This window comes from Phytohabitans houttuyneae, assembly GCF_011764425.1.
Classification (GTDB): domain Bacteria; phylum Actinomycetota; class Actinomycetes; order Mycobacteriales; family Micromonosporaceae; genus Phytohabitans; species Phytohabitans houttuyneae.
Map to the genome: position 1 here is coordinate 284636 of NZ_BLPF01000005.1, position 22855 is coordinate 307490.

Annotated in this window: 17 protein-coding genes; 5 read left to right on the plus strand and 12 right to left on the minus strand. The window is 72.1% G+C overall.

Annotated features, from left to right (window positions below; genetic code table 11):
* Window positions 1-56: 56 nt before the first annotated feature.
* Window positions 57-569 carry a MarR family winged helix-turn-helix transcriptional regulator gene (locus Phou_RS50025; protein ID WP_218579674.1) on the minus strand — a complete coding sequence of 171 codons (513 nt, stop codon included), beginning with the start codon at window positions 567-569 and terminating at the stop codon, window positions 57-59.
* Between the two features lie 79 nt (window positions 570-648).
* Here Phou_RS50025 and Phou_RS50030 point away from each other — a divergent pair, with 79 nt between their 5' ends.
* Complete coding sequence (locus Phou_RS50030; RefSeq protein ID WP_173071985.1) at window positions 649-1248, plus strand: DUF6506 family protein; 600 nt, start codon at window positions 649-651, stop codon at window positions 1246-1248.
* A 162-nt stretch (window positions 1249-1410) separates the two neighbouring features.
* Here the strand turns inward: Phou_RS50030 and Phou_RS50035 are convergent, their stop codons facing one another.
* The 6 genes from Phou_RS50035 to Phou_RS50060 form a co-directional block, all read right to left on the minus strand.
* Complete coding sequence (locus tag Phou_RS50035) at window positions 1411-2652, minus strand: pyridoxal phosphate-dependent aminotransferase (protein WP_246274882.1); 1242 nt, start codon at window positions 2650-2652, stop codon at window positions 1411-1413.
* Window positions 2653-2735: 83 nt separating this feature from the next.
* Complete coding sequence (locus tag Phou_RS50040) at window positions 2736-3950, minus strand: hypothetical protein (protein ID WP_173071987.1); 1215 nt, start codon at window positions 3948-3950, stop codon at window positions 2736-2738.
* An 81-nt stretch (window positions 3951-4031) separates the two neighbouring features.
* Window positions 4032-6011, minus strand: coding sequence for a glycoside hydrolase family 9 protein (locus tag Phou_RS50045; protein WP_173071989.1), 1980 nt, complete (start codon window positions 6009-6011; stop codon window positions 4032-4034).
* A gap of 40 nt (window positions 6012-6051) precedes the next feature.
* Window positions 6052-7923, minus strand: coding sequence for a chorismate-binding protein (locus tag Phou_RS50050; protein WP_173071991.1), 1872 nt, complete (start codon window positions 7921-7923; stop codon window positions 6052-6054).
* A 237-nt stretch (window positions 7924-8160) separates the two neighbouring features.
* On the minus strand, window positions 8161-9468 hold the full coding sequence (locus Phou_RS50055) for a hypothetical protein (protein ID WP_173071993.1): 1308 nt from the start codon (window positions 9466-9468) through the stop codon (window positions 8161-8163).
* A complete protein-coding gene (locus tag Phou_RS50060) occupies window positions 9437-10312 on the minus strand; it encodes an alpha/beta fold hydrolase (RefSeq protein WP_173071995.1) in 876 nt (291 codons plus the stop codon). The genes Phou_RS50055 and Phou_RS50060 overlap by 32 nt, the downstream gene beginning before the upstream one ends.
* A gap of 131 nt (window positions 10313-10443) precedes the next feature.
* On the opposite strand from Phou_RS50060, the gene Phou_RS50065 reads away from it, so the two are divergent.
* The 4 genes from Phou_RS50065 (at window position 10444) to metK (ending at window position 16249) form a co-directional block, all read left to right on the plus strand.
* Entirely contained in the window at window positions 10444-11790 is a 1347-nt protein-coding gene (locus Phou_RS50065; RefSeq protein WP_173071997.1) for an FGGY family carbohydrate kinase, read from the plus strand.
* A 289-nt stretch (window positions 11791-12079) separates the two neighbouring features.
* Window positions 12080-14566, plus strand: a complete 2487-nt coding sequence (locus Phou_RS50070; protein ID WP_246274883.1) for a sensor histidine kinase — start codon at window positions 12080-12082, stop codon at window positions 14564-14566.
* Complete coding sequence (locus Phou_RS50075) at window positions 14563-14985, plus strand: roadblock/LC7 domain-containing protein (protein WP_173072002.1); 423 nt, start codon at window positions 14563-14565, stop codon at window positions 14983-14985. Before Phou_RS50070 ends, Phou_RS50075 begins: the two co-directional genes overlap by 4 nt.
* A 70-nt stretch (window positions 14986-15055) precedes the next feature.
* Entirely contained in the window at window positions 15056-16249 is a 1194-nt protein-coding gene (gene metK, locus Phou_RS50080; protein ID WP_173072004.1) for a methionine adenosyltransferase, read from the plus strand.
* A gap of 11 nt (window positions 16250-16260) precedes the next feature.
* On the opposite strand, the gene Phou_RS50085 is transcribed toward metK, so the two are convergent.
* The 5 genes from Phou_RS50085 to Phou_RS50105 all read right to left on the minus strand — a co-directional run bounded on the left by Phou_RS50085 (window position 16261) and on the right by Phou_RS50105 (window position 21878).
* Entirely contained in the window at window positions 16261-16818 is a 558-nt protein-coding gene (locus tag Phou_RS50085) for a hypothetical protein (RefSeq protein WP_173072006.1), read from the minus strand.
* Window positions 16819-16827: 9 nt separating this feature from the next.
* Window positions 16828-17829, minus strand: a complete 1002-nt coding sequence (locus Phou_RS50090) for a helix-turn-helix transcriptional regulator (RefSeq protein ID WP_173072008.1) — start codon at window positions 17827-17829, stop codon at window positions 16828-16830.
* 170 nt (window positions 17830-17999) lie between these two features.
* Window positions 18000-19442 (minus strand): serine/threonine-protein kinase, encoded by a 1443-nt coding sequence (locus Phou_RS50095; protein WP_173072010.1) that lies wholly within the window; start codon window positions 19440-19442, stop codon window positions 18000-18002.
* 21 nt (window positions 19443-19463) lie between these two features.
* Entirely contained in the window at window positions 19464-20438 is a 975-nt protein-coding gene (locus Phou_RS50100) for a phosphotransferase family protein (RefSeq protein WP_173072012.1), read from the minus strand.
* Window positions 20439-21878 carry a GH1 family beta-glucosidase gene (locus tag Phou_RS50105; protein ID WP_173072014.1) on the minus strand — a complete coding sequence of 480 codons (1440 nt, stop codon included), beginning with the start codon at window positions 21876-21878 and terminating at the stop codon, window positions 20439-20441.
* Between the last annotated feature and the right edge of the window lie 977 nt (window positions 21879-22855).

Below are 22855 nucleotides of genomic sequence, written 5' to 3' on the forward strand. Positions count from 1 at the left end.
GACGTTACGCGCTCGAAACGAAGATTCAACCGTCCGCCGGTGCATTTCTGGAACGGTCAGCGCGGCTGCGCGTCCTCGTGCGGCAGCAGCAGGTCCTTGAGCGTGCCGGCGAGCGCCTCGCGCTGGCGCCGGCCGAGCGGGTCGAGAAAGCGCTCGTCGGCGGCGAGCACGGCGACCAGCGCCCGCTCGGCCAGGCGCTCGCCGCCGGGGGTGAGGCGCACGCGCACCGCGCGGCGGTCGGCGGCGTCGGGGGTGCGCTCGATCAGGCCCGCGCTCTCCAGCCGGTTGAGCCGCGCGGTCATCGCGCCCGACGTGATCAAAGAGGACCGCGCCAGGTCGGTGGGATTGGTGCCATCCGGGTCGGCGCGCCGGCGGAGCGTGTTGATCACGTCGAAGTCGGCGAAGCTCAGCTCGAACTCGGCCAGCGCGGCCAGGATCTCCCGCTCGCAGTGCTGCGCGCACAGCAGCAGGCGGCCCACCACCTCGAGCGGGCTGGCGTCGAGCTGGGGGTCTCGCGCCGCCCACGCGCGCACGATGCGGTCGACCGAGTCGTCGGGAGGCCGTGTCACGCCGACCACAGTACCTTGGCATAAAGCTTTATACCAAAGTATCTTTGCGCCAAGCTATCCAGGAGAACGGGGGATCACGATGACCGAGAGCTTCGACGAGGCGTTCCTCTTCCTGCACCCCGCGGCCGACCCGGCCGCCGACCGGATCGTCCACGAGCACGGCGGCGCGCGGACGCTCCTCGCGTGGGCACCCGACGCACCGGCGGCGGCGCGGCTGGCCGCCGAGCTGGCCGACCGGGGCGTGCGGCTGATCGAGCTGTACCGCGGATTCGGCCTGCCCGAGGCCGCCCTGGTCATCGAGGCGGTCGGCGGCCGGGCGCCGGTGGGCGTGGCCAGCTCCGCGCTGGGCGCGACAAGGCCCGACGCGCGCAGCTGGGCCACCGTCTACACCGACGACGAGGCCGCCGCGGATGGCGTGCACGTCGTGCGCGAGCACCGGGACGGCAGCCGCACCACGGTCGTCGGCGCACCGGAGGCGACGATGCCCGCGGTGGTCGCCGCGCTGGTCCGGTCCGGTGTGGAGGTGGTCGAGATCTGCGGCGGCACGCCACTGACCACCGCCGCCCGCGTGGCCGCGGCGACCGGCGGCGACGCGGTGGTCGGCCTCGTCAGCTGGCCGTTCGAGTCGATCGAGGACGCGGCCGCGTTCAAGGCAGCGTTCGAGGCGCGCACCCGGTGAGGCACCTCGGGTGACGCGCGCGCCCGCGATCCCGGCGTGACCTTTCGGGGTCGGGGCGGGTGGGATCTCCGCGGCGTGAGCTTGGCGACCGCGGAGGGTGAGGCCGCGGGAGCAACGGTCCGGACCACGGCGGACATCGCGGTAGCCCGGATCTGCTTCGAACTAGTTGGCGGTGGCGGTGGCTAGGCCGCGGCGGCCGGGGTAGGGGATCAGGTTGTCGGGCTCGAGCGCGGACGACGTGCCGTACCGGTCGTCGGTCGCGGACAGCGACGGGCTGGACTCGCCGTGCAGGTAGCGGCCGTACGAGAGCATGCCCTCGACAAGCAGCCGCACGTCCTGCTGCGGGCGCACCACGAAGCGCAGAAACTGGCTGGTCATGCCGAGCTTGTTGCCGCACTCGCGGACGAACAGGCCGTGCCGGGACAGCAGGTAGTCGCGCAGGTCCACGCCGCTCCACCCGGGCGGGAGCTTGACCAGCAGGAAGTTGCCCTGCGAGGGGAAGACGGTCAGGCCGGGCACGCGGGCCAGCTCGTCGGCCATCGCGTACCTGTCGCGGGCGAGCAGGCGCAGGCTCTCCCGGTACTCGGTCTCGTAGTCCTGGATCATGTGGACGACCGTCTCGGCGAGGGAGTTCAGGTTCCACTTCGGGAGGATCTTTGCGATCTTGCCGGCGATCTGCGGGTTGGCCACCAGGTAGCCGAAGCGGATGCCGTGCAGGCCGAAGTTCTTGCCGAGGCTCTTGAGCACCACCACGTTCGGGCGGATGGCCGCGTCCGGCGCGATCGACGGCTGCCGCTCGGCCTCGACGAAGTCGATGAACGACTCGTCCACCACCACGAGGTCGAGGTCGGTGAGCGCGTCGACGAAGCGCAGCACCTCGCGGCGGGGCAGGAAGCCGCCGTCGGGGTTGTTGGGGTTGCAGATCACCGCCACGCGGGAGCCGCGGCTGCGGATGAACGCGACGTACTCCTCCAGGTCCAGCGCGTACCCGTCGGCCTCCTGCAGGGGAAACATGTCGACCCGCTTGCCGGTCTCCAGCGGCTGGTCGGTCCAGCGGCCGAACGTCGGGATCGGGATCGCGATGCTCTCCTTGACCATGAGGTGGTCGAGCCAGGTGATCAGCTCGGTGGAGCCGTTGGCCATCGCGACCGTCTTCTGGTGCAGGCCGAGCACGCTGCACAGCTTGTTCGTGATCTCGGCGGAGTCGCTCGGGTAGTACTTGAGGATCGACTCAAGGTTCTGCGCCAGCGCGGCGAACATGTCCGGCGTGGGGAAGTACGGGTTGCACGGGATGCAGAAGTCGACGATCGGTGTGCCATCTCCCATGCTGCGGCTGAGCGCGAAGACCGACGGGCTGTGAGCCCCGGTGCGCAGCAGACCAAGGTCGACGTTTCCGTGTCGCACGGTGCCTCCATGTGTGGGGTGTCGTGGGCGGTACGGCCCGCTCCACGACGAAGTTCGATCCCACAGAAAGGCTTAAGACGAAACTAACTACTCTCCGAGGCGGGGACGAACCGGACAACTGCCTCGCGCGGGCCTGTCGACAGCGTGCCGAGCGCGGCCCCGAAGACGGCGAACGGGAGTGCCAGCGCCGGCACCGCGGTGAGCATCCACCCGATGGCCTCGTGCAGCTGCACGCCGGCCGCGCCGTAGATGCCGTCGCCGTCGATGGGGTGCACGCCGGCCCGCCAGTAGCGGAACGTCTCGACCAGGTACACGCCGAAGCCCAGTAAGCACGTCGCCACCAACGCCCAGACCGCGGCCTGCAGCCCGGCCCAGAACGAGCGGTCGGCCAGCGTCACGAAGAACGCGGTCAGGAAGAGGGCGGTCACCGGGACGGTGAGCAGGTACAGGCCGATGATCTGGCCCGCGGCGATGTCGTTGAGATGCGCGTTGAGCGCGAGGCCGGCGGCGGTCGCCACGCCGACGGCCAGGCCCGCGCGGCGGGCGCGGCGGCTGGTGGTCAGCGCGCGTGGCGGGGCGAGTGACAGCCACAGGCCGGCGGCGAGGGCGACCGCGAGGGTGACCGCGGCGTGGCGGTCCAGCACGACGGTCGCCTCGGTGCGCAGGTAGTAGGCGGTCAGGGCCACGGCCGCGACCACGCCGGCCAGTCCGGCGGCCGCGATGGGCAGGCCCGGCGCGGGGCGGCGCGGCCGGCTCGCCCGCGAGACGGCCACCGTGGCCAGGACACCGACAAGCCCGGCGAACGTCACCGCGAACACCCGCAGCTCAGGCAGCGTGCGAGCGGTCGCCAGCCCGCTGCCGGCCGCGACCGCGACGGACAGCGCCGCGACGATGGCCACCAGGGCGCGGTGCCCGCGCGGCGGGAACACGGCGGCGCGGGTGCACCCGAGCGCGAACCGCCACCGCTCCCGGCGGCGCCGCACGTGGGCGAGCTCGGCGGTCATCGCCACGCCCCAGTCGCGGCGGTCGGCCGGCAGCGTCGCGACCGCGGTGGCCAGCAGCCGCGCCGGCAGGTCCAGGCCGGCGAACCGGACGGCGAGCCGCCACCGCCAGGCGACCCAGACCAGCGCACCGGCCAGCGCGGCCGGGGAGGCGAGGATGGCGCTTTCCACGAGGTACGGCCGGAGCGCCTCCTCCGGCGCTCGCGGACTGGACAGGCCGAGCAGCAGCACGTATCCCACGTCGACGGCGGCGAACACCAGCAGCGTGCCGACCCACAGCCCTCGGGACCCGGTCATGCGCTAACTCTATATAGCAAGAGTTAGTCCGGCAAGAGGTTGGTTTCCCGGGCCGCCACGCGGCGGGCGGACCGGAAACCCTTAACTGGAGAGCGCGAACGCGAGCGCGGCCGTCGCGGTGAAGTCGATCGCCGGCTCGGAGCTGGGCCAGGCGCGCACGTCGTCGAGGTAGCGGGCGTCCGGCCGGTCGTACGCGGCGAACCGGTTGACGCCGTCCGCCGGGCACGCGTTGGCGCCGTCCGGGATGCCGATGTACTCGAAGTTCTCCGCCCCGTTCGGACCGTTCACCACGGCGCCGCGGGGGAGCCCGGCCAGGTTGGCGACCTGGTGCTGCGGACACTGCGGGTACGTGGTGCCGGCGCCGATCATCAGCGACGTGCCCCACGCGTTGGCGCCGAGCGCGAAGTTGCGCTGCCGGGTGCCGAACGCGTCGTACTCGTGCGAGCCGGTCAGGCCGCGGTAGAGGTGTGCCGTGGCCGCGAAGCCGAAGCTGCGGGTCGCCGCGTCGAACTGGGTCACGTCGACCGCGTGGCCGAAGGGGTGCGCGGCCGCGGCCGAGACACCGCTGTCGAGCTGGCGGCGCAGGTCGGCGACGAGCTCGCCGGCGAGGGCGTCGCCGCGCAGCAGCGGTACGAGGTCGGCGTGGGCGAGCGCGCTCGTGTCGTACAGGTTGAGCGTGTCCCACGGCTGCGTGTCCAGGTACGCGCGGGCCCAGCCGGCCGCCTCGCGCACCCACCGGCCGCCGCGCGGGTCGCCGAGCGCGCGGGCGGCCAGCGCGAGCTGCGTCGCGCCGAGCTCCATGTCGTCCTGCCAGGAGTCCTCGGGGTAGTAGGCGTGCGGGAACGCGGTCACCAGCTCGCCGACGTCGGTGGTCTGCGCCTGGCCGTACAGGGACGCGCCCTCGGCCAGCCAGCGCCGCGCCGCCGCCTTGTCGCCCCGCTCGGCGGCCAGCTGTGCGGCCAGGGCGAACGCCGCCGACACCCGGCCGGCCAGGTTGGGGCTCACCTTCGCGCCGGGCTCGCCGGCCGGAAAGACGGGGCGGTACTTGATGAACTGGTATTCGTCGCCCGGACCGGTGTCGAGCGCGTCGTCGGCCTCGGGTAGCCGCCACACGTCGTGGTCGCCGAGGAAGCCGAACTCCTCGCTGCCGGTGCCGATGCCGACCTGCACGTACAGCGTGCGGCCGTCCCACATCTTGTCCAGCCAGCGCAGCCCGAACGCGGTCTCGCCGCGCAGCGTGGGTGGACCGCCCGTCTCCCGCTGGACGTAGAGCAGCTGGGCGAGCGCGTACGCCGAGGCGTGGGTGAACTTCACGAAGTCGCCGGCGTCGAACCAGCCGCCCTCCACGTCCACCGGCCCGGCGCCGGCCCGCGGCCGCAGCGGCGCCGCCGGCACGTCACCGCCGTCGCCGGAGAAGACCGGTGGCTCGTACACGGTGGCGCGGCGGTCGGTCAGGTGTGACGGCTTGCGGTCCAGCTCGCCGGGGATCACGTCGGCGCCGTCCCGCTGCACCTGGAAGAAGTTGACCGTGTCGGCGAGCAGCGGGGAGAAGAGCCGCTCCGGGCTGTCCACGCGGAACGCCGGCGACACTATGTCTGCCGCGCTCCGTCGCTCGTCGCTCGTCCGCCGTTGTGGTCCATGCCCGTAGCCTCGCGACTCCCGCTCTGCCCGCAGGACGCCGGAGACGCGCAGCCGGTAGGTGCCCGGGGTGCGGACCGGGGACAGGTCGATCGGGTGCACCGCGCCGTACGTCGCGCTCCAGCCGCCGGTGCTGGCCCCGATCTGTCCGCTGTGGACGGTGCGGCCGCGCTGGTCGACCACGGCGAAGCGGGCGCCGTCGGCGGGTGCGGCGGTCATCAGGTATGCCCGCTTGGCCTCGCCGCTCGCGTATCCGACCTGGTCGACCCGGACCAGCCCGGCGGCTCCGGCCGCGGCCAGCCCGGCGGCTCCGGCCGCGGCCAGCCCGGCGGCTCCGGCCGCGGCCGGCCCGGCGGTGACGGCCGCCGGGCCGGTGACGAGCGTGCCCGCGAGGAGGGCGATGCTGAGCAGAGACCGGCGCATGGCTCACTCCCGGCAGATAAAGGTAAGTTAGGTTACCTGTCTAATGTATGACGGGCACCTCCGTCAATGCCTTCAGCAGATCGGCGAGTACCGCGAGCCCGTCCTGGCTGAGCACCGACTCGGGGTGGAACTGCACGCCCGCGAACGCCGGCCCGCGCAGCGCGTGCACCGCGCCGTCGGCCGGGTCGCGGGCCAGTTCGACCGGACCATAGGGCGTGGTCAGCGCCCCGACCGCCGACACCGCCGTGAACGTGGAGTAGAAGCCGACCCGCCGCACCCGGCCGAAGAGGTCCACCTCGCGCTGCAGGCCCTGGTACGGCGCGTCCCGCCGGTGCAGGTCCAGCCCGAGCAGCCCGCACAGCAACTGGTGGCCGAGGCAGACCGCGAGCAGCGGCCGCCCGCCGCGCAGCCGCGCGGTGATCACCTGGCGCATCGCGCGCATCTTGGCGTCGTCGGGGGAGCCGGGATCGCCGGGACCGGGACCGGCCACGACGAGGTCGAACTCGTCCAGCGAGCCGGGCTCGGTCCACGGGCGCAGCGTGACGTCGTGTCCCAACCACCGCATCTGGTGGGCCAGCATGCCGGTGAACGTGTCCTCGGCGTCCACGATCAGCGCCCGCGGCGCCGTCGCCGGTATCGCCACCGGCCCCCGCTCGTCCAGCCAGAAGCGGGCCAGCCCGGCGTTTCGCGCGGCCAGCGCGGCGCGCACGTCGGGGTCGGCGGACAGCTGTACCACCGACTCGCCCGCGGGCCGGTGCGCCGCTGCCGGCCGCAGCCCCAGCGCGGCGAGCACCCCGGCGGCCTTGGTGTGCGTCTCGGCGACCTCGCCGGCGGCGGTCGAGTGGCGCACCAGCGTGGCGCCCACCGGCACCCGCAGCAGCCCGTCCGGGGTGATCTCCGCGGTCCGGATCAGGATGGGCGCGTCGAGCGTCTGCCGGCCCTCGGCGTCGTGGCCGAGCAGCGCGAGCACGCCCGCGTAGTACCGCCGCCCGCGCCCCTCGTGGCGGGCGATCACCCGGAACGCGTTCTCGATCGGGCTGCCGGTGACCGTCGGCGCGAACATCGTCTCGCGCAGCACCTCCCGCACGTCCCGCGAACCCCGCCCGGCCAGCAGGTACTCGGTGTGGGTCAGGTGCGCCATCTCCTTGAGGTACGGGCCGACGACCTGGCCGCCGTGGTCGGCGACGGTGGCCATCATCTTGAGCTCCTCGTCGAGCACCATGTACAGCTCGTCGACCTCTTTCGGGTCGGCCAGGAACTCGAGCACCGCCTCGCGCTCGGCCGGCCCGTCCGGGTGGCGGAACGTGCCGCTGATCGGGTTCATCATGACCAGGCCGTCCTCGACGCTCACGTGCCGCTCGGGGGTGGCGCCGACCAGCGTGCGGGTGCCGGTGTGCACGAGGAACGTCCAGTAGGCGCCCCGCTCCCGTTCCAGCAGCCGCCGGAACGCGGCCAGCGCGGCCCGCAGCGGGTCGTCGACCTGCGCGGTGAACGTGCGGTGGATGACGAAGTTGGCCCCCTCGCCGTGGCCGATCTCGTCGCGCAGCACGGCACCGACCGTCTCGGCGTACTCCTCGTCGGAGATGTCGAACCGCCCGTCGCGGGCCGCCTCCGGCGTGTCCGGCAGCAGCGCGAGCGCGGCGGCGAGCGGCACCTCACCGTACGAGCGGATCTCCAGGCACTCCAGGGGGGCGCCGTCGTCGACGCAGGCGAAGCCGCGTTCGGTGATCTGCCGGTACGGCACCAGCGCGAGCGTCGCGGGTCCGGTGCGCTCCCGCGGCATGGGGATGTCGGCGAGCCGGTCGGCGGTGGTCAGGTCGCCGGTGAAGACCTCGATATGCGCCGCGCCCTCGCGACGCAGGAGCGCGAAAGGGCGTTGTTGGGTGGGATCGAGCAGGGTCAGAAGATCCATCGGTACATTCCTTCGGGCCGGGGGCCACCTCGGGCGGACAACCGGTGCGTCGGAATGCTCAAGCTTTCTGACATCACGCCGTGGCCGCCTTGTCGGCGGCCGCGTGGGTGGTGAGCTACGCGCGGGTGGACGGGCCGCCAGGTTGGCGGCGCCACCAGGAATTGAGGCGCGCGAGCATGTGCCAGAGGTTATCCGACCGCGGCCGTTCGCTCAATGACCGCGGTCGAACGGCGCGGTTCAGCCGGAGCCGAGCAGCCAGGGGAAAAAGGTCTGTACCGCTGCGAGCAGGATCGGCAGCAGCACGAGGATCAGGAACGACGAGGACGCGGTGCGCAGCCGCAGCGGCCGGATGTTGGCGGTGCGGCACCGCTCGATCTCGGCGACGTACGGCGCGGTGGCCTCGACGTCCTCGAGGATGTCGATCTTTCGCCGCTCGATGGCGCGGACCAGGTCGTCGATCCGGTCCTCCTTCGCGGTCGCCTCGGCCTTACGGAACACGATCGGCGGCACCAGGATGAAGATCGGGACCACCACGATGTACAGCACGACGAGGAAGCCCACCCACGGGAAGTTGTCCAGGCCCAGCACCGCCAGGGTGATGGTGAGGGTGAGGCCGAGCAGCGTTGTCGCGAGCAGCACGGTGCGGAAGACGCGGCCCAGCGGGGTCCAGCCGTACCGGCCGTCGCGGTTGAGCCAGTCGGCGCTGGGCCGGCAGACGAAGCGCAGCCCGATGGTCAGGTAGATCGTGACCAGGCCGACGACGTGGTACTGGAGGATCACGAAGATCGCGAAGACCGCGTACATCCAGTAGAGGAAGTAGCCGGCGAGGTGGCTTTCACCGGCCCACCAGTTCCCGTACGCCTCGGCGAGCCACTGCTCGCGCTGCACCCCGCTGAGGTCGCGCGGGGCGACCGTGATGAACAGGCCGTGCTTCTCTCCCTGGATCAGCAGCCCGGACAGGAAGAACGCGAGCACCAGCTCGGTGAGGAAGATGACCGAGCGCACCGCGCGCATCCGCTCGTTGACGGTGCGCAGCAGGGTGGGCAGGGCGGTCTCGACGGTGCAGCCCCGGATGATCCGGTCGATGCCCATGACGCGGGACAGCCCGTTGAGGCCGAACGTGCGCCGGGGGTCGAGCTCCGGCGCGTCCTCCGGTCCGGTGTGTACCTCCTTCTTCGGCACGAGCACCCCGTTGCGGACCAGCTTGCCCAGGCAGACCGACATCAGCTGCCACTGCCGGTGCAGCAGGACCGTGCCGGAGATGACGGACAGCAGCAACAGCCAGCTCGCGACGTCGCGGACGAGCGGAAACTCCGGCGACGACGCGGGAGCGCCGCCCAGCCCGGTGATCCGCGCGACGTCGTCGGCCAGCTGGAAGTCGTTGGCGTCGCCGAGGGTGCGCTGCGCCAGGTTCACCGCGATGAGCGGCGCGACCGCGAGCAGGCCGACAAGCCACAGCTTGTAGGTCGGTGTATTTCTTCTTCGCTTGAACAGGTGATTGGCGTAGAACGGATCAAAGTCCTTGGCGATCTCCTGGCTCCTCATCTCTTCCCCAGATGCGGATAAGCGCGGTCAGCTCGGTCGGTTTTTCGATCATCGGCCAATGGCCGCAGTCGGCTATCTCGTGCTCCCGCACGACATTTGCCGTGCGGCGCATCTCGTCGATATCGGAGCGGGTGATCAGCCGGTCCTTGGCGCCCCAGATCAGGTCGACCGGCTGGGGGACGGACGACATGATGCGCGGATAGTCGATCATCCGTGCGTCAAGGAGGATGCGCAGCACCGCGCAGCTGCCGGCACCTTCGAGCGCGGCGTCGAGCTGGACCGGGTCGAGGCGTCCCGGGTGCGCCACGAACGGCCACAACGACAGCGTCCGCAGCATCGCGTTGTGCGCGACAAGCCGGCGCAGGGAGTCCGGCATCGGCACCATCCCGGTCAGGAACTGCGCCGTCACCGCCAGCCCCAGCCGCGGCGCCCGCACGCCGACGCCGGGGTGCTGGGCGATCCGCGCGGCCCGGAAGAGCGTGCCGCTGGTCAGGATCAGGCGCGTGAAGTGCGGCGCCGCGCGGGCGGCGAGCAGGCCCGCCACGGTGCTGCCGATCGAGTGGGACACGAGCACGCAGCGCTCCAGCTCGTACGCCTCGCAGAAGAATGCGAGCTCCTCCGAGGCGGCGTCGACGTGAAACCGGCGGCCCCTGCTCTCGCCGAATCCGACAATGTCGACCGCGATCGAATGCGACGTCGTGGCCAAGGCCCGCTGCACCTGCCCCCATTGCTGGCGTGAACCACCGAGCCCGTGCAACAGCAGAAAGGAAGTGCCGGCACCGCGATGCCGCGATCCTTCCTCCGAAAAGTGGATCGTGCCGCGGTGATATGTGTAGACGGTCACGGCTGTTTCCTTCGCCGCCCGGCGGTGGGCACAAATATAAATCGGAAGCGGTCATTTTTGTACCGCCGAACGGCCGCGTCATTCCGTCGCCGCCCCGTGGCCGGCCGAGGGCTGGGTTACGGTGGGCGGCGATGAGCATCCTGGCGCTGGACCTTGGCACCTCGTCGGTTCGCGGGCTCGTGCTGGACGACAAGGCGGCGCCCCTGCCGGGTGCCCTGGCCCGCCGGTCCGTTGAGGTGGCGGTCGACGACAGCGGCGCGGCGACCCTCGACGCGGGGGCGTACCTGGCGGCGCTCGTCGACTGCATAGACGAGCTGGACGCGGCCGGCCGGCTCGACGGGGTGCGGCTGGTGGCCGAGTCCGCCCAGTGGCACTCGGCGGTACCGCTGGACAAGGCCGGCGCTCCGCTCGGCCCGCTGGTCACCTGGCTCGACACCCGCCCCACGCCGCCGCCGGGCGCCACCGGACCGGCCGACCCGGACGCGTTCCACCACCGCACGGGCACGTGGTGGCACCGCTTCTACTGGACGGTGAAGCTGCCGTGGCTGCGGGCGGGCTGCGGGCCGGGGCTGTCCCGGTTCTGCGGGCTGCCCGAGTTCGTGCTCGGCGCGCTGCTGACCGAGGCGCCGATGTCGGTGTCGCAGGCGTCCGGTACCGGCATGCTCGACCTGGCCCGCCTCGACTGGGACGAGGAGGCGCTCGCGGTCGCCGGCGTGAGCCGGGCCGACCTGCCGCCGCTGGCGCCGGCCGGCTGGCACGGCCGCCTGCGCCCGGAGTACGCGCGCCGCTGGCCGGCCCTCGCAGACGCACCCTGGGCCGCGCCGACCGGCGACGGGGCCGCGTCGAACGTCGGCACCGGCTGTTTCGAGCCGAGCCGCGCGGCGGTCACCGTCGGCACATCGGCCGCGGTGCGGCTGGTACAGCCGGTGGCGCCGGGCGCGCCGCTGCCCCCGCTGCCGGGCAGCGTGTGGCGGTACCGCGTGGACCACGAGCGGATCGTGACCGGAGCCGCGTACTCGGCCGGCGGCAACCTCTTCGCGTGGGCCCGCAAGACGTTCCAGCTTCCCGAGGGTGACGCGCTGGACCGCGAGCTGGCCGCGATCACGCCCGGAAAGGGTGAGGTGCGGGCCGATCCTCGGCTGGGCGGCGACCGGCCGCCGGGCACCGCGCCGTCCGGGTCGGGTGCCCTGTCCGGGCTCGCCTTCTCCACCACACCGGTCGAGATCTTCGCCGGCCTGATGGACGGGGTGTGCGCGATGATCGCCCGTGACCTCGCCGTGCTGGAGTCCACTGTGGACGGTACCACCGAGGTGGTGCTCGGCGGCGGAGCGGTCGCCGCCCAACCCTGGTGGCGCCGTGCGTTCCAGGCGGCCCTGGCGCCGCGGACCACGCGGCACGTGGACAACCCCGAGGTGGGCGCGACCGGCGCCGCGCTGCTGGCTGCGGGTCTCGTCCCGACCGGCCCCGCCGCTCGCTGAGCCGGACGGCATCGTCCGGATGGAGGAGGGCCCCTCGGCGGTACCGGCAAGATCCGGTCCTCCGCTGTATTCTTCGTGAACTTGTCGCAGGTCGCGGCGTTGACACCGTCCGCGCGCCTGATTGGATGGACTCCGCTCCTCGGCAGGCCGGGTACGAGGTAAAGGGGGAGGCGTGGTCGCTGCTGCCCCGGAACCGTCGGACCGGACGGTTCCGCGCCATCGACGGCGACTCGATGTCCGGGTTATCCCACATCGACGGCGTTCACGCCTGCGTGTCCGGGACTGGCGCATGCGCACCAAGCTCGCGACGGTCCTCGTCATCCCTTCGCTGGCCTTCATGGTCGTCGCCGGTGTGCAGACCGGCGCGCTGATCGGCCAGGCGACGGTGCTCGACGAGTTCGCTGACCAGGTGGCGCTCGGTCAGCAGATCACCACGCTGGTGCACGACCTGCAGAGCGAGCGCGACCGCACCGCCGGCAATCTGGCCGCGCTGCAGGCCAAGAAGACCACCGCGGGCCAGGCCACAGCCGACATCCGGCAGTACTACGTGGCGGTCGACCGCTCCGTCGCCGACTTCCGCGACACCGCCGAGCCGCTCGCCGGTGGTGACGCGGCCTGGCGCGTGGCGTACAACCGGGCCCGCGACGCGGTCGACGACCTGCCCACCTTGCGCGGTGCGGCGGCCAGCGGAGCGGTCAGCACGGACACCGTGATCGGTAACTACACCCGCACGATCGACTCGCTGCTCACGTTGCTCGCCCAGCCCTCACCCGGCGTCGAGCGCCCCGAGCTGACCGAGATGGTCCTGCGGTACGTCGAGATCGCCCGGATCAAGGAGGTCGGCTCGCGCCTGCGCGCCCGCCTCTTCGCGGCAGCCAGCGCCGGGGCGTACGGCCCGACCGACCTTGTCGAGCTCACCGACCTGCGGGCCCAGCAGCTCACCGCGCTCGCCGACTTCCGGGTCGCGGCCACCAACGCGCAGATCCTGCGGTACGAGCGCGCGGCAGCCGACCCCAAGTTCGGCGCCGCGGTCGCGATGGAGCAGACCACGATCGCGACCGGCAGCGGCGAGGCGAAGGTGCTCGAGCCGTTCCGCTGGTGGTCGCTGAGCCAGGACCGGCACGACCTGCTCCGCCAGGTCGAGTCCGACGTGCTCGCCGACGCGGTCAACGAGGCCGGCGCGCGCAGCACCGACCAGCTGCAGCGCACGCTGCTGGTCGCCGGCTCGGTGCTGGCCGTGCTGCTGATCGCGTTGATCATTTCGGTGCTCATCGGCCGGTCCGTGGCCCGCTCGCTGCGCGACCTGCGCCGCCACGCGCTGCACGTCGCCCAGGACGAGCTGCCGGACGCGATCGAGCGGCTGCGCGCCGTCGGGCACGGCATGCCCAGGATCGAAGTGCCGCCCATGGTCGTGCGCTCGATGGACGAGGTGGGTGAGGTCGCCGAGGCGTTCGTCGCGGTGCACCGCAGCGCCGTCGACCTCGCCGTCGAGCAGGCGGTCATGCGGCGCAACGTCAACGCGATGTTCGTCAACCTCGCCCGCCGCAGCCAGGTGCTCGTCGAGCGGCAGCTGGAGCTGCTGGACGAGCTGGAGCGCGACGAGGGCGACCCGGACCAGCTGGCCAACCTGTTCAAGCTCGACCACCTCGCCGCGCGTATGCGGCGTAACGACGAGAGCCTGCTGGTGCTGGCCGGTACCGAGTCCAGCCGCCGCTGGAACGAGCCGGTGGCGCTCTCCGCCGTGGCCCTGGCGGCCGCCGCCGAGATCGAGCAGTACCCGCGGGTGCGGCACGAGTCCGTCGACAACCTGTACGTGATCGGCCACGCGGTCGCCGACGTCGTGCACCTGCTGGCCGAGCTGCTGGAAAACGCGACGAACTTCTCCGCCCCGTTCACCCAGGTCAAGATGGCCACCCGCTCGTCCAGCGGGCGCACCGCGACCATCGAGATCATCGATGAGGGTCTGGGCATGAGCGAGGCGGCGATGGACGAGGCCAACACGCTGCTCGCCGAGCCGCCCGCCGCCGACGTCGCGGCCTCGGAGCGGATGGGCCTGTTCGTGGTCAGCCACCTTGCGGCGCGGCACTCGATCCGGGTGCGGTTGGTCGCCGCCGAGCGGGGCGTCATCGCCACCGTGTGGCTGCCGCCGAGCCTGCTGGCACCCGCCCCGCCGGCCCGCGCGCTGCCCGAGCCCGCGGCTCGGCCGGTGCTGGCGTCGGTCGCGGCGGCCGTGCCCGACTCGGTCAGCCGCGAGCTGCGCCTGGCCGCCACGCCGGCGAGCCTGGCCGGGGCTTCGGTGTGGCAGCCGACGCAGGCACTTCCGGCGTTGCCGGCCGCCGAGGTGGGCGCTGTGAGCCGTGTGCGGCGCGCGCCGACCCGGGCCGAAGACGTGCTGAAGTCCGTGGGCGCCACGGCGACCGAGACCGGCAGCACGTGGTGGTCCCGGCAGGGCGGCGGCCGGCCCGGCGGGGTCAACGGCGGCCCCGCGAGCGTGCCGCCGGCGGCGACCGGGCCGGGTGGGCCCACCCCGCCGACCGTCCCGGTCACGGGTGGCACGATGGCTAACGGCCTCCCGTTGCGGGTACCCATGGCACAGCTTCCGGATGTCGGTGAGGCGCCGCGGCCGGCGGCGCACATACCGACCGCCCGGGTGGAGCCGGACCCCGAGGCAGTGGGCAGCATGCTTTCCAGGTACTACAGCGGTGTCCGCCGGGCCGAGGCGGAGGACAGTGGCGACGACAGGCGAACGATCAACCAGGAGGCGAAACAAACGTGAGTGAGCTCAGTCAAGATGCGCGTGATCTGAGCTGGCTGGTCAGTGCGTTCGCCGATCGCACTCCGGGCGTCGCCCACGCGATCGTCGTCTCTTCCGACGGGCTGCTCGTCGCGGTCTCCGACCACCTGCCCCGCGACCACGCCGACAAGCTGGCCGCCGTGACCTCCGGTCTGATGAGCATCACGACCGGCGCGGCCCAGATGTTCGACAACGACGTGGTCAAGCAGACCGTGGTGGAGCTGGGCCGGGGCTACTTCCTGGTGATGGCGATCCGGGACGGCTCGATCCTGGCCACGCTCGCCGCGGGCGACGCCGACATCGGCGTGGTGGGCTACGAGATGGCGCGGCTGGCCAAGCAGGCCGGGGAGATGCTGACCCCAGCGCTGCGCGCCGAGCTGCAGCAGGCGCTGCCCCGCTAGCACCGGGTCTCCACCCGCGCTCCATCGCCGCCCCTTACCCTCGGGTAGAGGTCTGAGAGGGGATGGTGTCGTGGCGCGTCGTCTGTTCACGTCCGAGTCGGTCACGGAGGGCCACCCGGACAAGATCGCTGACCAGATCAGCGACGGGGTCCTGGATGCCCTGCTCGCCCAGGACCCGCGCAGCCGGGTTGCGGTCGAGACGCTGATCACGACCGGTCAGGTGCACGTGGCCGGTGAGGTCACCACCAAGGCCTATGCGGACATCCCGACGATTGTGCGGGAGACGATCCTGGGGATCGGGTACGACTCGTCGAAGAAGGGTTTCGACGGTGCGTCCTGTGGTGTGAGCATCAGCATCGGTTCGCAGTCGCCGGACATCGCGCAGGGTGTGGACAACGCGTTCGAGCTGCGGGCCGAGGGCTCGGAGAGCGCGTTGGACGCGCAGGGTGCCGGTGACCAGGGCATGATGTTCGGCTTCGCGTGCTCGGAGACGCCGGAGCTGATGCCGTTGCCGATCGCTTTGGCGCACCGGCTGGCGCGGCGGCTGTCGGCGGCGCGCAAGGACGGCACGATTCCCTACCTGCGGCCGGACGGCAAGACCCAGGTGACGATCGAGTACGACGGGCTGCGCCCGGTCCGCCTCGACACCGTCGTCGTGTCGTCGCAGCACGCTACCGACATCTCGCTGGAGTCGCTGCTGACCCCGGACGTGCGCGACCACGTGATCGCCCCCGAGCTGCGGAGCCTGGGGCTGGAAACCTCCGGCTACCGCCTCCTCGTCAACCCGACCGGCCGGTTCGAGATCGGTGGTCCGATGGGTGACGCGGGTCTGACCGGCCGGAAGATCATCGTGGACACCTACGGCGGGTACGCGCGGCATGGTGGTGGCGCGTTCTCGGGTAAGGACCCGTCGAAGGTGGACCGGTCGGCGGCGTACGCGATGCGGTGGGTGGCCAAGAACGTGGTGGCGGCCGGTCTGGCGGAGCGGTGCGAGACCCAGGTGGCGTACGCGATCGGCAAGGCGCAGCCGGTGAGCCTGTTCGTGGAGACGTTCGGCACCGAGTCGGTCCCGGTGGAGCGGATCGAGAAGGCGATCGGCGAGGTGTTCGACCTGCGTCCGGCCGCGATCATCCGCGACCTTGACCTGCTGCGCCCGATCTACCGGCAGACCGCGGCGTACGGGCACTTCGGCCGCGAGCTGCCCGACCTGACCTGGGAGCGCACCGACCGCGCCGACGACCTCAAGGCCGCCGTCACCACCTGAGTCCCGGTCGGCTATACGGGCAGTTCGAGGCAGGTGCCGCAGAAGCCACCCGGCGGCGGTGGCGGCGGCTCGACCGACCAGTCGTCGAAGAAGACCGGCTTGTACACCAGCGGGTCGGTGGTCGGGATCGGCTCCATCGTGGCGTCCCCGTCCTGTGGAAACGTCACGCGTACACAGGCGACGCGTTCACTGACGGAGCGCATGGCGCAGACTCCCACCTCGCTGCCGCTCGGCATCGTCCGGAAGACGCCGGAAAACGGGGTGGATCCCGCGGCCTGGTAGGGCAGCAACGAATGGCGGTACGCCTGCGGGAAGCTGTCCCGCGGGTGGAAGGCGACCAGCGTGAAGACCGATTTGGGGTCGGCCGGCGCGCACTTCGTGATCTGGCCGTGCAGCGCGGTCTGCCCGTCGGCGCTCGTCTCGATCGCGGTGAACCGCCCGGTCGCACAGGGCGCCGTGACCCAGTAGGTGCGGGCCTGGGCCGGCGTGACCGTGGCGAGCGTGGGCGCCAGCGCTGCGGTGAGTGCCGCGGCGGCGCCGATCGCTCGTCGCGCGAGGCGGTATGACACGGGATCTCCTCAGGTGGTGGTAGCGCCGGGGGCGCCGTAACGCGGTGGTTGGGGTGCGGCACCGGCCGCGCCGAGCAGCAGCGCGAGCTGAAACCTGTTTTCGACGCCCAGGCGGTCCATCAGGTGGCGCATGGTGTACGCGACGGTGCGGACGCTCAGCCGCAGCTCCTGCGCCGCCGACTGGTCGGTGTATCCCATGGCGAGCAGGCGTACCAGCTCCTGCTCGCGGCTGCTCAGGTCGATGGGCGGCACCCCCTGCTCACGTGGGTCGACCCCGTCGGCCCAAAGCCGTTCGAACATGACCGCCAAGGCCCGCGTCACCTCGGCGTCGGCGACCTCGACGTAGCCCTGCTCCAGGTCCAGCGGGTCGCTCGGCACCAGCGCCACCCGCCGGTCGAAGATCATCACCTTGAGCGGGAGCGCGGACAGCTCGCGGTACATCCCGCCGGATCGACCGAGCGCGGTGGCGTAGGCACTCCACCGGTCGCCGTCGCTGGGTGGCAGGCCGAGCACCCGCAGCCGGATCCCCCGCGCCAGGATGCTGCGGTCCAGCGGCAGGGCGGCGGCCGTGGCCTCGGCGTCGAAGACCGGCTCGGTGTTGATGGCCAGGTGCTCGTGGCGTTCGGCGGCGATGAGGGTGGCAGCCCGCTGCCGGGCGGCGGACCGGGTCGGCCAGCGCCGCACCGAGGCACGCTCCAAAGCGGACAGGCCCACTCCGCTGACCGCCGTGACGTGCCGGCGCCACCGTTCGAGCGCCGAGTCGGGTGTACGCCGCCGGCGCACCGTCTCCAGCACCCGCTCCAGCGCGACCGCCTCCCACAGCAGAGCCTCCGCCGGCCGGTACCCGCCACCACCCGTGGCCGTGGGGCGTACCGCCTCCGCCGCCACGAGCTCGTCCAGCGCACGGCTCACCCGGCGCTGGGGCAGACCCAGCTCCCGAGCGAGCCGCGCGACGGTGCAGGGGCCCAGCATCGACAACGCGCGGTAGCCGAGATCGGCGTCGGGCGTCATTCCCCACCTGGTCAGCCTGGGCACAACCTCCGTCAACACCCGGACGGAACCCCCTGTCTCATACCCAGCACTGCCCCCTGGCGGAGATCAGCAGACCATCCCGGGCGGCGGCTGTGAAGATCGATCCCAAGGCTTGCGGAATTATGCAACGCACCAGGTGCGCCGCGCGTTCAGCTGTTGCGCAGCAGCGGGTCCAGCGCGAGCGTCAGGTCGAACCGGGCCTCCTGGGCCACCGACCGCTCGTTGAAGTCGTTGATCTGCTCCAGCAGGTCCGCGGCGGCGTCACGCAGGTCGTCCGGGTCGCCGCCGGCCAGGCTCTGCCGCAGGTCGTCGACGCCGTCGCGCAGGTCGTCCGCGGCGTTGTCGTCGATGCGGCCGTCGGCGATCGCGCGCTCCAGCGTCTGGTCGACCTGCGCGACAAGGTCGGCGGCGGAGGGGGTGGGCGGCGCGGTGGTCCGTGGCGGTGCGGCGGGTGCGGTGGTGCCGCGTGCCCCGCCGGCGGCGCCGGGGTCGCCGTCCGGCGCGAACGAGGCCAGCGCGGCCGCGGTCAGGCCGCCGGCCAGCAGCAGGCCCGTCATGATCATGAGGGTGGGGCGGACGCCGCGGCGCTGGCGCTCGACCCGGGCGCCGGAACCGCCGCGCGGTCCGGCCGGAAGCGGCCGCCCCACGGACGTGCGCGGGCCGGGCGGGGGAGCGGTGGGCATGGACGCGGCCGGCGCGACGCCACGCGTGTACCGGGTGGCCGGGCGGCGGGCGTCACTCGGGCGGGCGTCGGGCGGGCCGACCGGCGGGACGGCGGCGTCGAGCGTGTCGGCCACGTCCTGCGCGCGCGGGCGGCGGTCGGGGTCGCGGGACAGGCAGGCCAGCACCAGCGCGGCCACGCCCGAGGGCAGGCCGGGCACCGAGGGCGGCGCCACCGCGGGCGAACGCCGGTGCGCCTGCTCCGCCTCGTCCCAGGTCGCCACCGGCAGTGGCGGCCGGCCGGTGAGCGCCTCGTAGAGCAGCGCGCCCAGCGCGTACACGTCGTCGGCCGGGTCGGGCGGGCCGGCGTCGAGGCGTTCGGGCGCCGCGTACGCCGGGGTGCCGACAAGCCAGCCGCCGTCTCCCTCGGGACGGGCGCCGGCCAGCGCGGCGATGCCGAAGTCGAGCACCTTGGCGCCGGTCTGGGTGAGCATCACGTTGCCAGGCTTGACGTCGCGGTGCACCACGCCCATCCGGTGCGCGGCGGCCAGCCCGCTGGCCACCTGCGCGGCGGTGCGGGCCGCCTCGGGCCAGGGGAGGGGGCCGGCGGCGAGCCGGTCGGCGAGGTTGCGGCCGTCGAGCAGCTCCATGACGAGGTACGGCACCACGCTGCCGTCGCTGAGTCGTTGCTCTCCGTAGTCGTAGATCTGGGTGACGTGCGGGTGGGTGAGCTTCGCCGTCGCCCGCGCCTCGCGCCACGTCGCGGCGAACAGGTCGGGCTCGTCATCGAGCGTGGCGGTGAGCGCCTTGACCGCCACCGGGCGGTCGAGCACCTGGTCAACGGCGAGCCAGACCTCGGACATCCCGCCGACGCCGATCTGTTCGACGATGGCGTACCGGTCGTGCAGGAGCAGCCCCGGGGCGAACGTCATGGCGACCAGTGTGGTCGATCCTCAGAGCAACGCCAACTGTGCGTCGATACGTTCCGCTAGCCAGGACTCGAACCTGACGCGCTCCTCGTCGTACCATCCACGGGTCGCGCCCTCGATCGCCATGATGACGTAGAGGTACGTGCGGTACAGGTTGAGCCGCCGCAGCTCGCTCGCGCCGAGCTGCCTGCCGGCCAGTAGCTCCGGCTCCGGCTCGCGCAGCAGCGCCAACGAGACGAGCTCGGCCAGCGGGTCGCCGTAGAAGGCCCGCTCGCCGTCGATGAAGCCGGTGACCTCCCAGCCGTTGGGGCCCTGGGCGACGAAGACGTTTCCGTCCCACAGGTCGAAGTGGACCAACGCGGGGCGGGTCACCTCATCGAGTGAATCGGCGTGGCGGCGCATCAGCGTGCCGATCCGCTCGGGCGGCGCCGGCAGCGGCTTGTCCAGCCGTGCGGCGTCGGCGAGCAGGTCGTCGACCATCGCGCCGAACGCGCCGCGCCAGGTCGGCTGCCAGCTGCGGCTGTCGCGCAGCGGGTAGCCGTACCGGCTGCCGGTGATCGTGTGCAGGCGGGCGGTGAGCCCGGCGACCTGGCCGCGCAGCGCGGCGATCTCGGCCGGCGGCAGGCTGTCCACAAGGGAGTGCAGGTCGGTGCCGGGCACCAGGGTGAGGAAGGCGAAGTCGGTGCCGAGCAGGTCGCGCTCGAAGCCGGGGTACACCACCTCGGGCACCGGCACGCCCACCGCAGCCGCCCGCTGGTAGAAGTCGACCTCCGTGCGCATCAGGTCGACCTCGTGGGTGAGCAGCTTGAGGTGGGGCGGTGGGGCCACCTTGAGCACGAGCTCGCGCCCGCCGTCGAGGGTGACCGCGTAGACGGCGTTGTACGTACCGCCGTCCAGCTCGCGCCACCCGGTCACCCCGGCGTCCGCGCCGAAGGCGCGCGCCACGAGGCGGGCCAGCTCTTCTTCGCTGACCCGCCGCTTCGTCAGGCTGTCTCGCACTCAGACAGTGTTGTCCGCGATCACGCGCTTGTACCAGAGGGCGCTGCGCTTGAGGAAGCGGCGCTGGGTGGCGTAGTCGACGTACACCAGGCCCCACCGCTCGTCGTAGCCCTGGTCCCACTCGAAGTTGTCCAAAAGGGACCACACGTGGTAGCTCTCCAGCGGCACGCCGTCGGCGATCGCGCGGTGCGCGGCGGCGAAGTGGTCGCGCAGGAAGGCGACCCGCTCCACGTCGTCGATGTCGTCCTCGGGACCGAGCACGTCCGGGCAGGGCAGGCCGTTTTCGGTGACGGTGAGCGGCACCGGGCCGTAGTCCCGGGTGACCCGGGTCAGGATGTCGTACATCCCGTCGGGGTAGATCTGCTGCCAGAACGCCTTCGTCGTCGCGTGCCGCTGCTCGGTGCCGCCGTCGGCGGTGACGTAGATCGGCGTGTAGTACTGCACGGCGAGCAGGTCGACCGGCGAGGAGATGACGGCCAGGTCGCCGTCGCGGATCGAGCGGACCAGCGGGCTGTCCGGGCCCTGGTCGGCCAGCACGTCCTCGGGGTAGTGGCCGCGCAGCGCGGAGTCGAGGTAGAGCCGGTTTTCGTACCCGTCGAAGAGGCGGGTGGCGGCGGCCGCGGCGGCCGAGTCGTCGGCGGGGTAGCAGGGGTGCAGGTTGAAGGCCGGGCCGATCCGCGAGGCGCTCCCGGTGGCGCGCAGCGCCTGCACGGCCAGGCCGTGGCCCAGCTGGAGGTGGTGGGCGACCTGGTAGGCCAGCGGCTTGTCGCGCTTGCCCGGGGCGTGGTGGCCGGTGATGTACCCGTTCTGCACGACGGTCTTGGGCTCGTTGATGGTCAGCCACACCGGCACCGAGTCGCCGAGAGCGGCGTACACGTGCTCGGTGTAGTCGGCGAACCGGTAGGCGGTGTCGCGCGACTCCCAGCCACCCCGGTCCTGCAGCGCCTGCGGCGTGTCCCAGTGGTAAAGCGTGGCCATCGGCTCGATGCCCCGCTCCAGCAGCCCGTCGACGATGCGGCGGTAGAAGTCGAGGCCGCGCTGGTTGGGTGCGCCCGTGCCGTCGGCCTGCACGCGCGACCAGGAGATGGAGAAGCGGTACGACCGCAGCCCCAACCCGCGCATCAGGTCGAGGTCCTCGGGGTAGCGGTGGTAGTGGTCAACCGCGACGTCGCCGGTGTCGCCGTTCTTGGTGCAACCCGGCGTGTGGCTGAATGTGTCCCACACCGACTCACCGCGGCCGTCGTCCTTCGCCGCCCCTTCGATCTGGTACGCCGACGTCGCGGCACCCCAACCGAAGCCATCCGGAAACGCCAGGCCGAGCGGAGCGTCAACCGCTGGGTCCCGGGACAGATCGTCGGGCTCGACGCCGTTGAGCAGGGCCGATCTGGCCGAGTCAGCGGTCGGGGTAGCGCCAGCGGTGGTCCTGGTCGGTACGGACATGTTCGGGTCTCCTCGGTGGTGGCCCATCCCCCTTGGTCTGGGAGCGCTCCCAAGGCTAACCCGGATCGTGGCGGATGGAAATGGGGTGATCGGGTGGCGATGCGGCCGAGAGATCGTCCACATCACCCGGCCGGAGGCGATTGCGCCGGCTCGTGGGCCTGCGTCGGTCGCTTCGACCAGGTCCGTGCACGCGGACCGTCGTCGGATGCATGCAGCGTGTGTCGGCCTCCCGCTGGCGTGTCGGCGCCGAGCGCGTCGGGCGGAGGCGGGCAAAGGATGGAGCACAGGCGGGTCGGCGGAGCCGGTCCGCGCTGACCGGCCGGTGAGGTCGGTGCGACAGCCATCGGATTTGGTGCGCGACGGGCAGTGCGGTGAAGCGGTGGGTCCGTAGGGTCCGATGCCGTCGTCTGGGCTTCCAACTTGGCTGGCGCGCCCCGGGTGGGTCGCGCCAAAGCTGAAAGTTTCTCCTGAACCGGTCAACCGGTCGGGCGTGTGTTGCCTGACCCGACGACCGATTACCCCATTTGGCGGTGGGGTTTATCTTCTATCGGAGTGGGTGTGGGGACAGGGAGGGCAACCCCTGTCCCCACCATCAGTTACACACGCGCGAGAGGATCTTCCCTCCTCTTCGCGCATGTCGCGCGGGAGCCGGGCCACGCGAGTGGCTCTGGTTCCACCTCCTCTCGACCGGGGGGTGAGACGCTGACGGCGGAGTCCGGGCTGGCCCGCCGTCAGCTCTGCGGCTGAGCGGTTGTGGGTCCGCCGATGGTGCTGGCGGCTTCCCTGTAGTGTTGTCCCCCGCGTACTTGCATCGACATCAATGGAAGCGCTCCCATCGACGTTGGTTGGACTGTAGTACCCGTTACGGGTTTGTGAAAGACCCAAAACAAGATCGAAACCCGTAGCGAACATCGATGAAACCCCGTGGTCCCGCTAGATCGGCAGGTCAGCGCCTGTTTGACCACACTGGAGCGAAA

Bases quoted from the DNA above. Each gene is read 5' to 3' on its own strand.
- Phou_RS50040 (WP_173071987.1), bottom strand. From the start codon at position 3,950: ATGACCGGGTCCCGAGGGCTGTGGGTCGGCACGCTGCTGGTGTTCGCC.
- Phou_RS50050 (WP_173071991.1), bottom strand. From the start codon at position 7,923: ATGGATCTTCTGACCCTGCTCGATCCCACCCAACAACGCCCTTTCGCG.
- Phou_RS50070 (WP_246274883.1), top strand. From the start codon at position 12,080: ATGCGCACCAAGCTCGCGACGGTCCTCGTCATCCCTTCGCTGGCCTTC.
- Phou_RS50095 (WP_173072010.1), bottom strand. From the start codon at position 19,442: ATGACGTTCGCCCCGGGGCTGCTCCTGCACGACCGGTACGCCATCGTC.
- Phou_RS50045 (WP_173071989.1), bottom strand. From the start codon at position 6,011: ATGCGCCGGTCTCTGCTCAGCATCGCCCTCCTCGCGGGCACGCTCGTC.
- Phou_RS50105 (WP_173072014.1), bottom strand. From the start codon at position 21,878: ATGTCCGTACCGACCAGGACCACCGCTGGCGCTACCCCGACCGCTGAC.
- Phou_RS50090 (WP_173072008.1), bottom strand. From the start codon at position 17,829: ATGACGCCCGACGCCGATCTCGGCTACCGCGCGTTGTCGATGCTGGGC.
- Phou_RS50055 (WP_173071993.1), bottom strand. From the start codon at position 9,468: ATGAGGAGCCAGGAGATCGCCAAGGACTTTGATCCGTTCTACGCCAAT.
- Phou_RS50065 (WP_173071997.1), top strand. From the start codon at position 10,444: ATGAGCATCCTGGCGCTGGACCTTGGCACCTCGTCGGTTCGCGGGCTC.
- Phou_RS50030 (WP_173071985.1), top strand. From the start codon at position 649: ATGACCGAGAGCTTCGACGAGGCGTTCCTCTTCCTGCACCCCGCGGCC.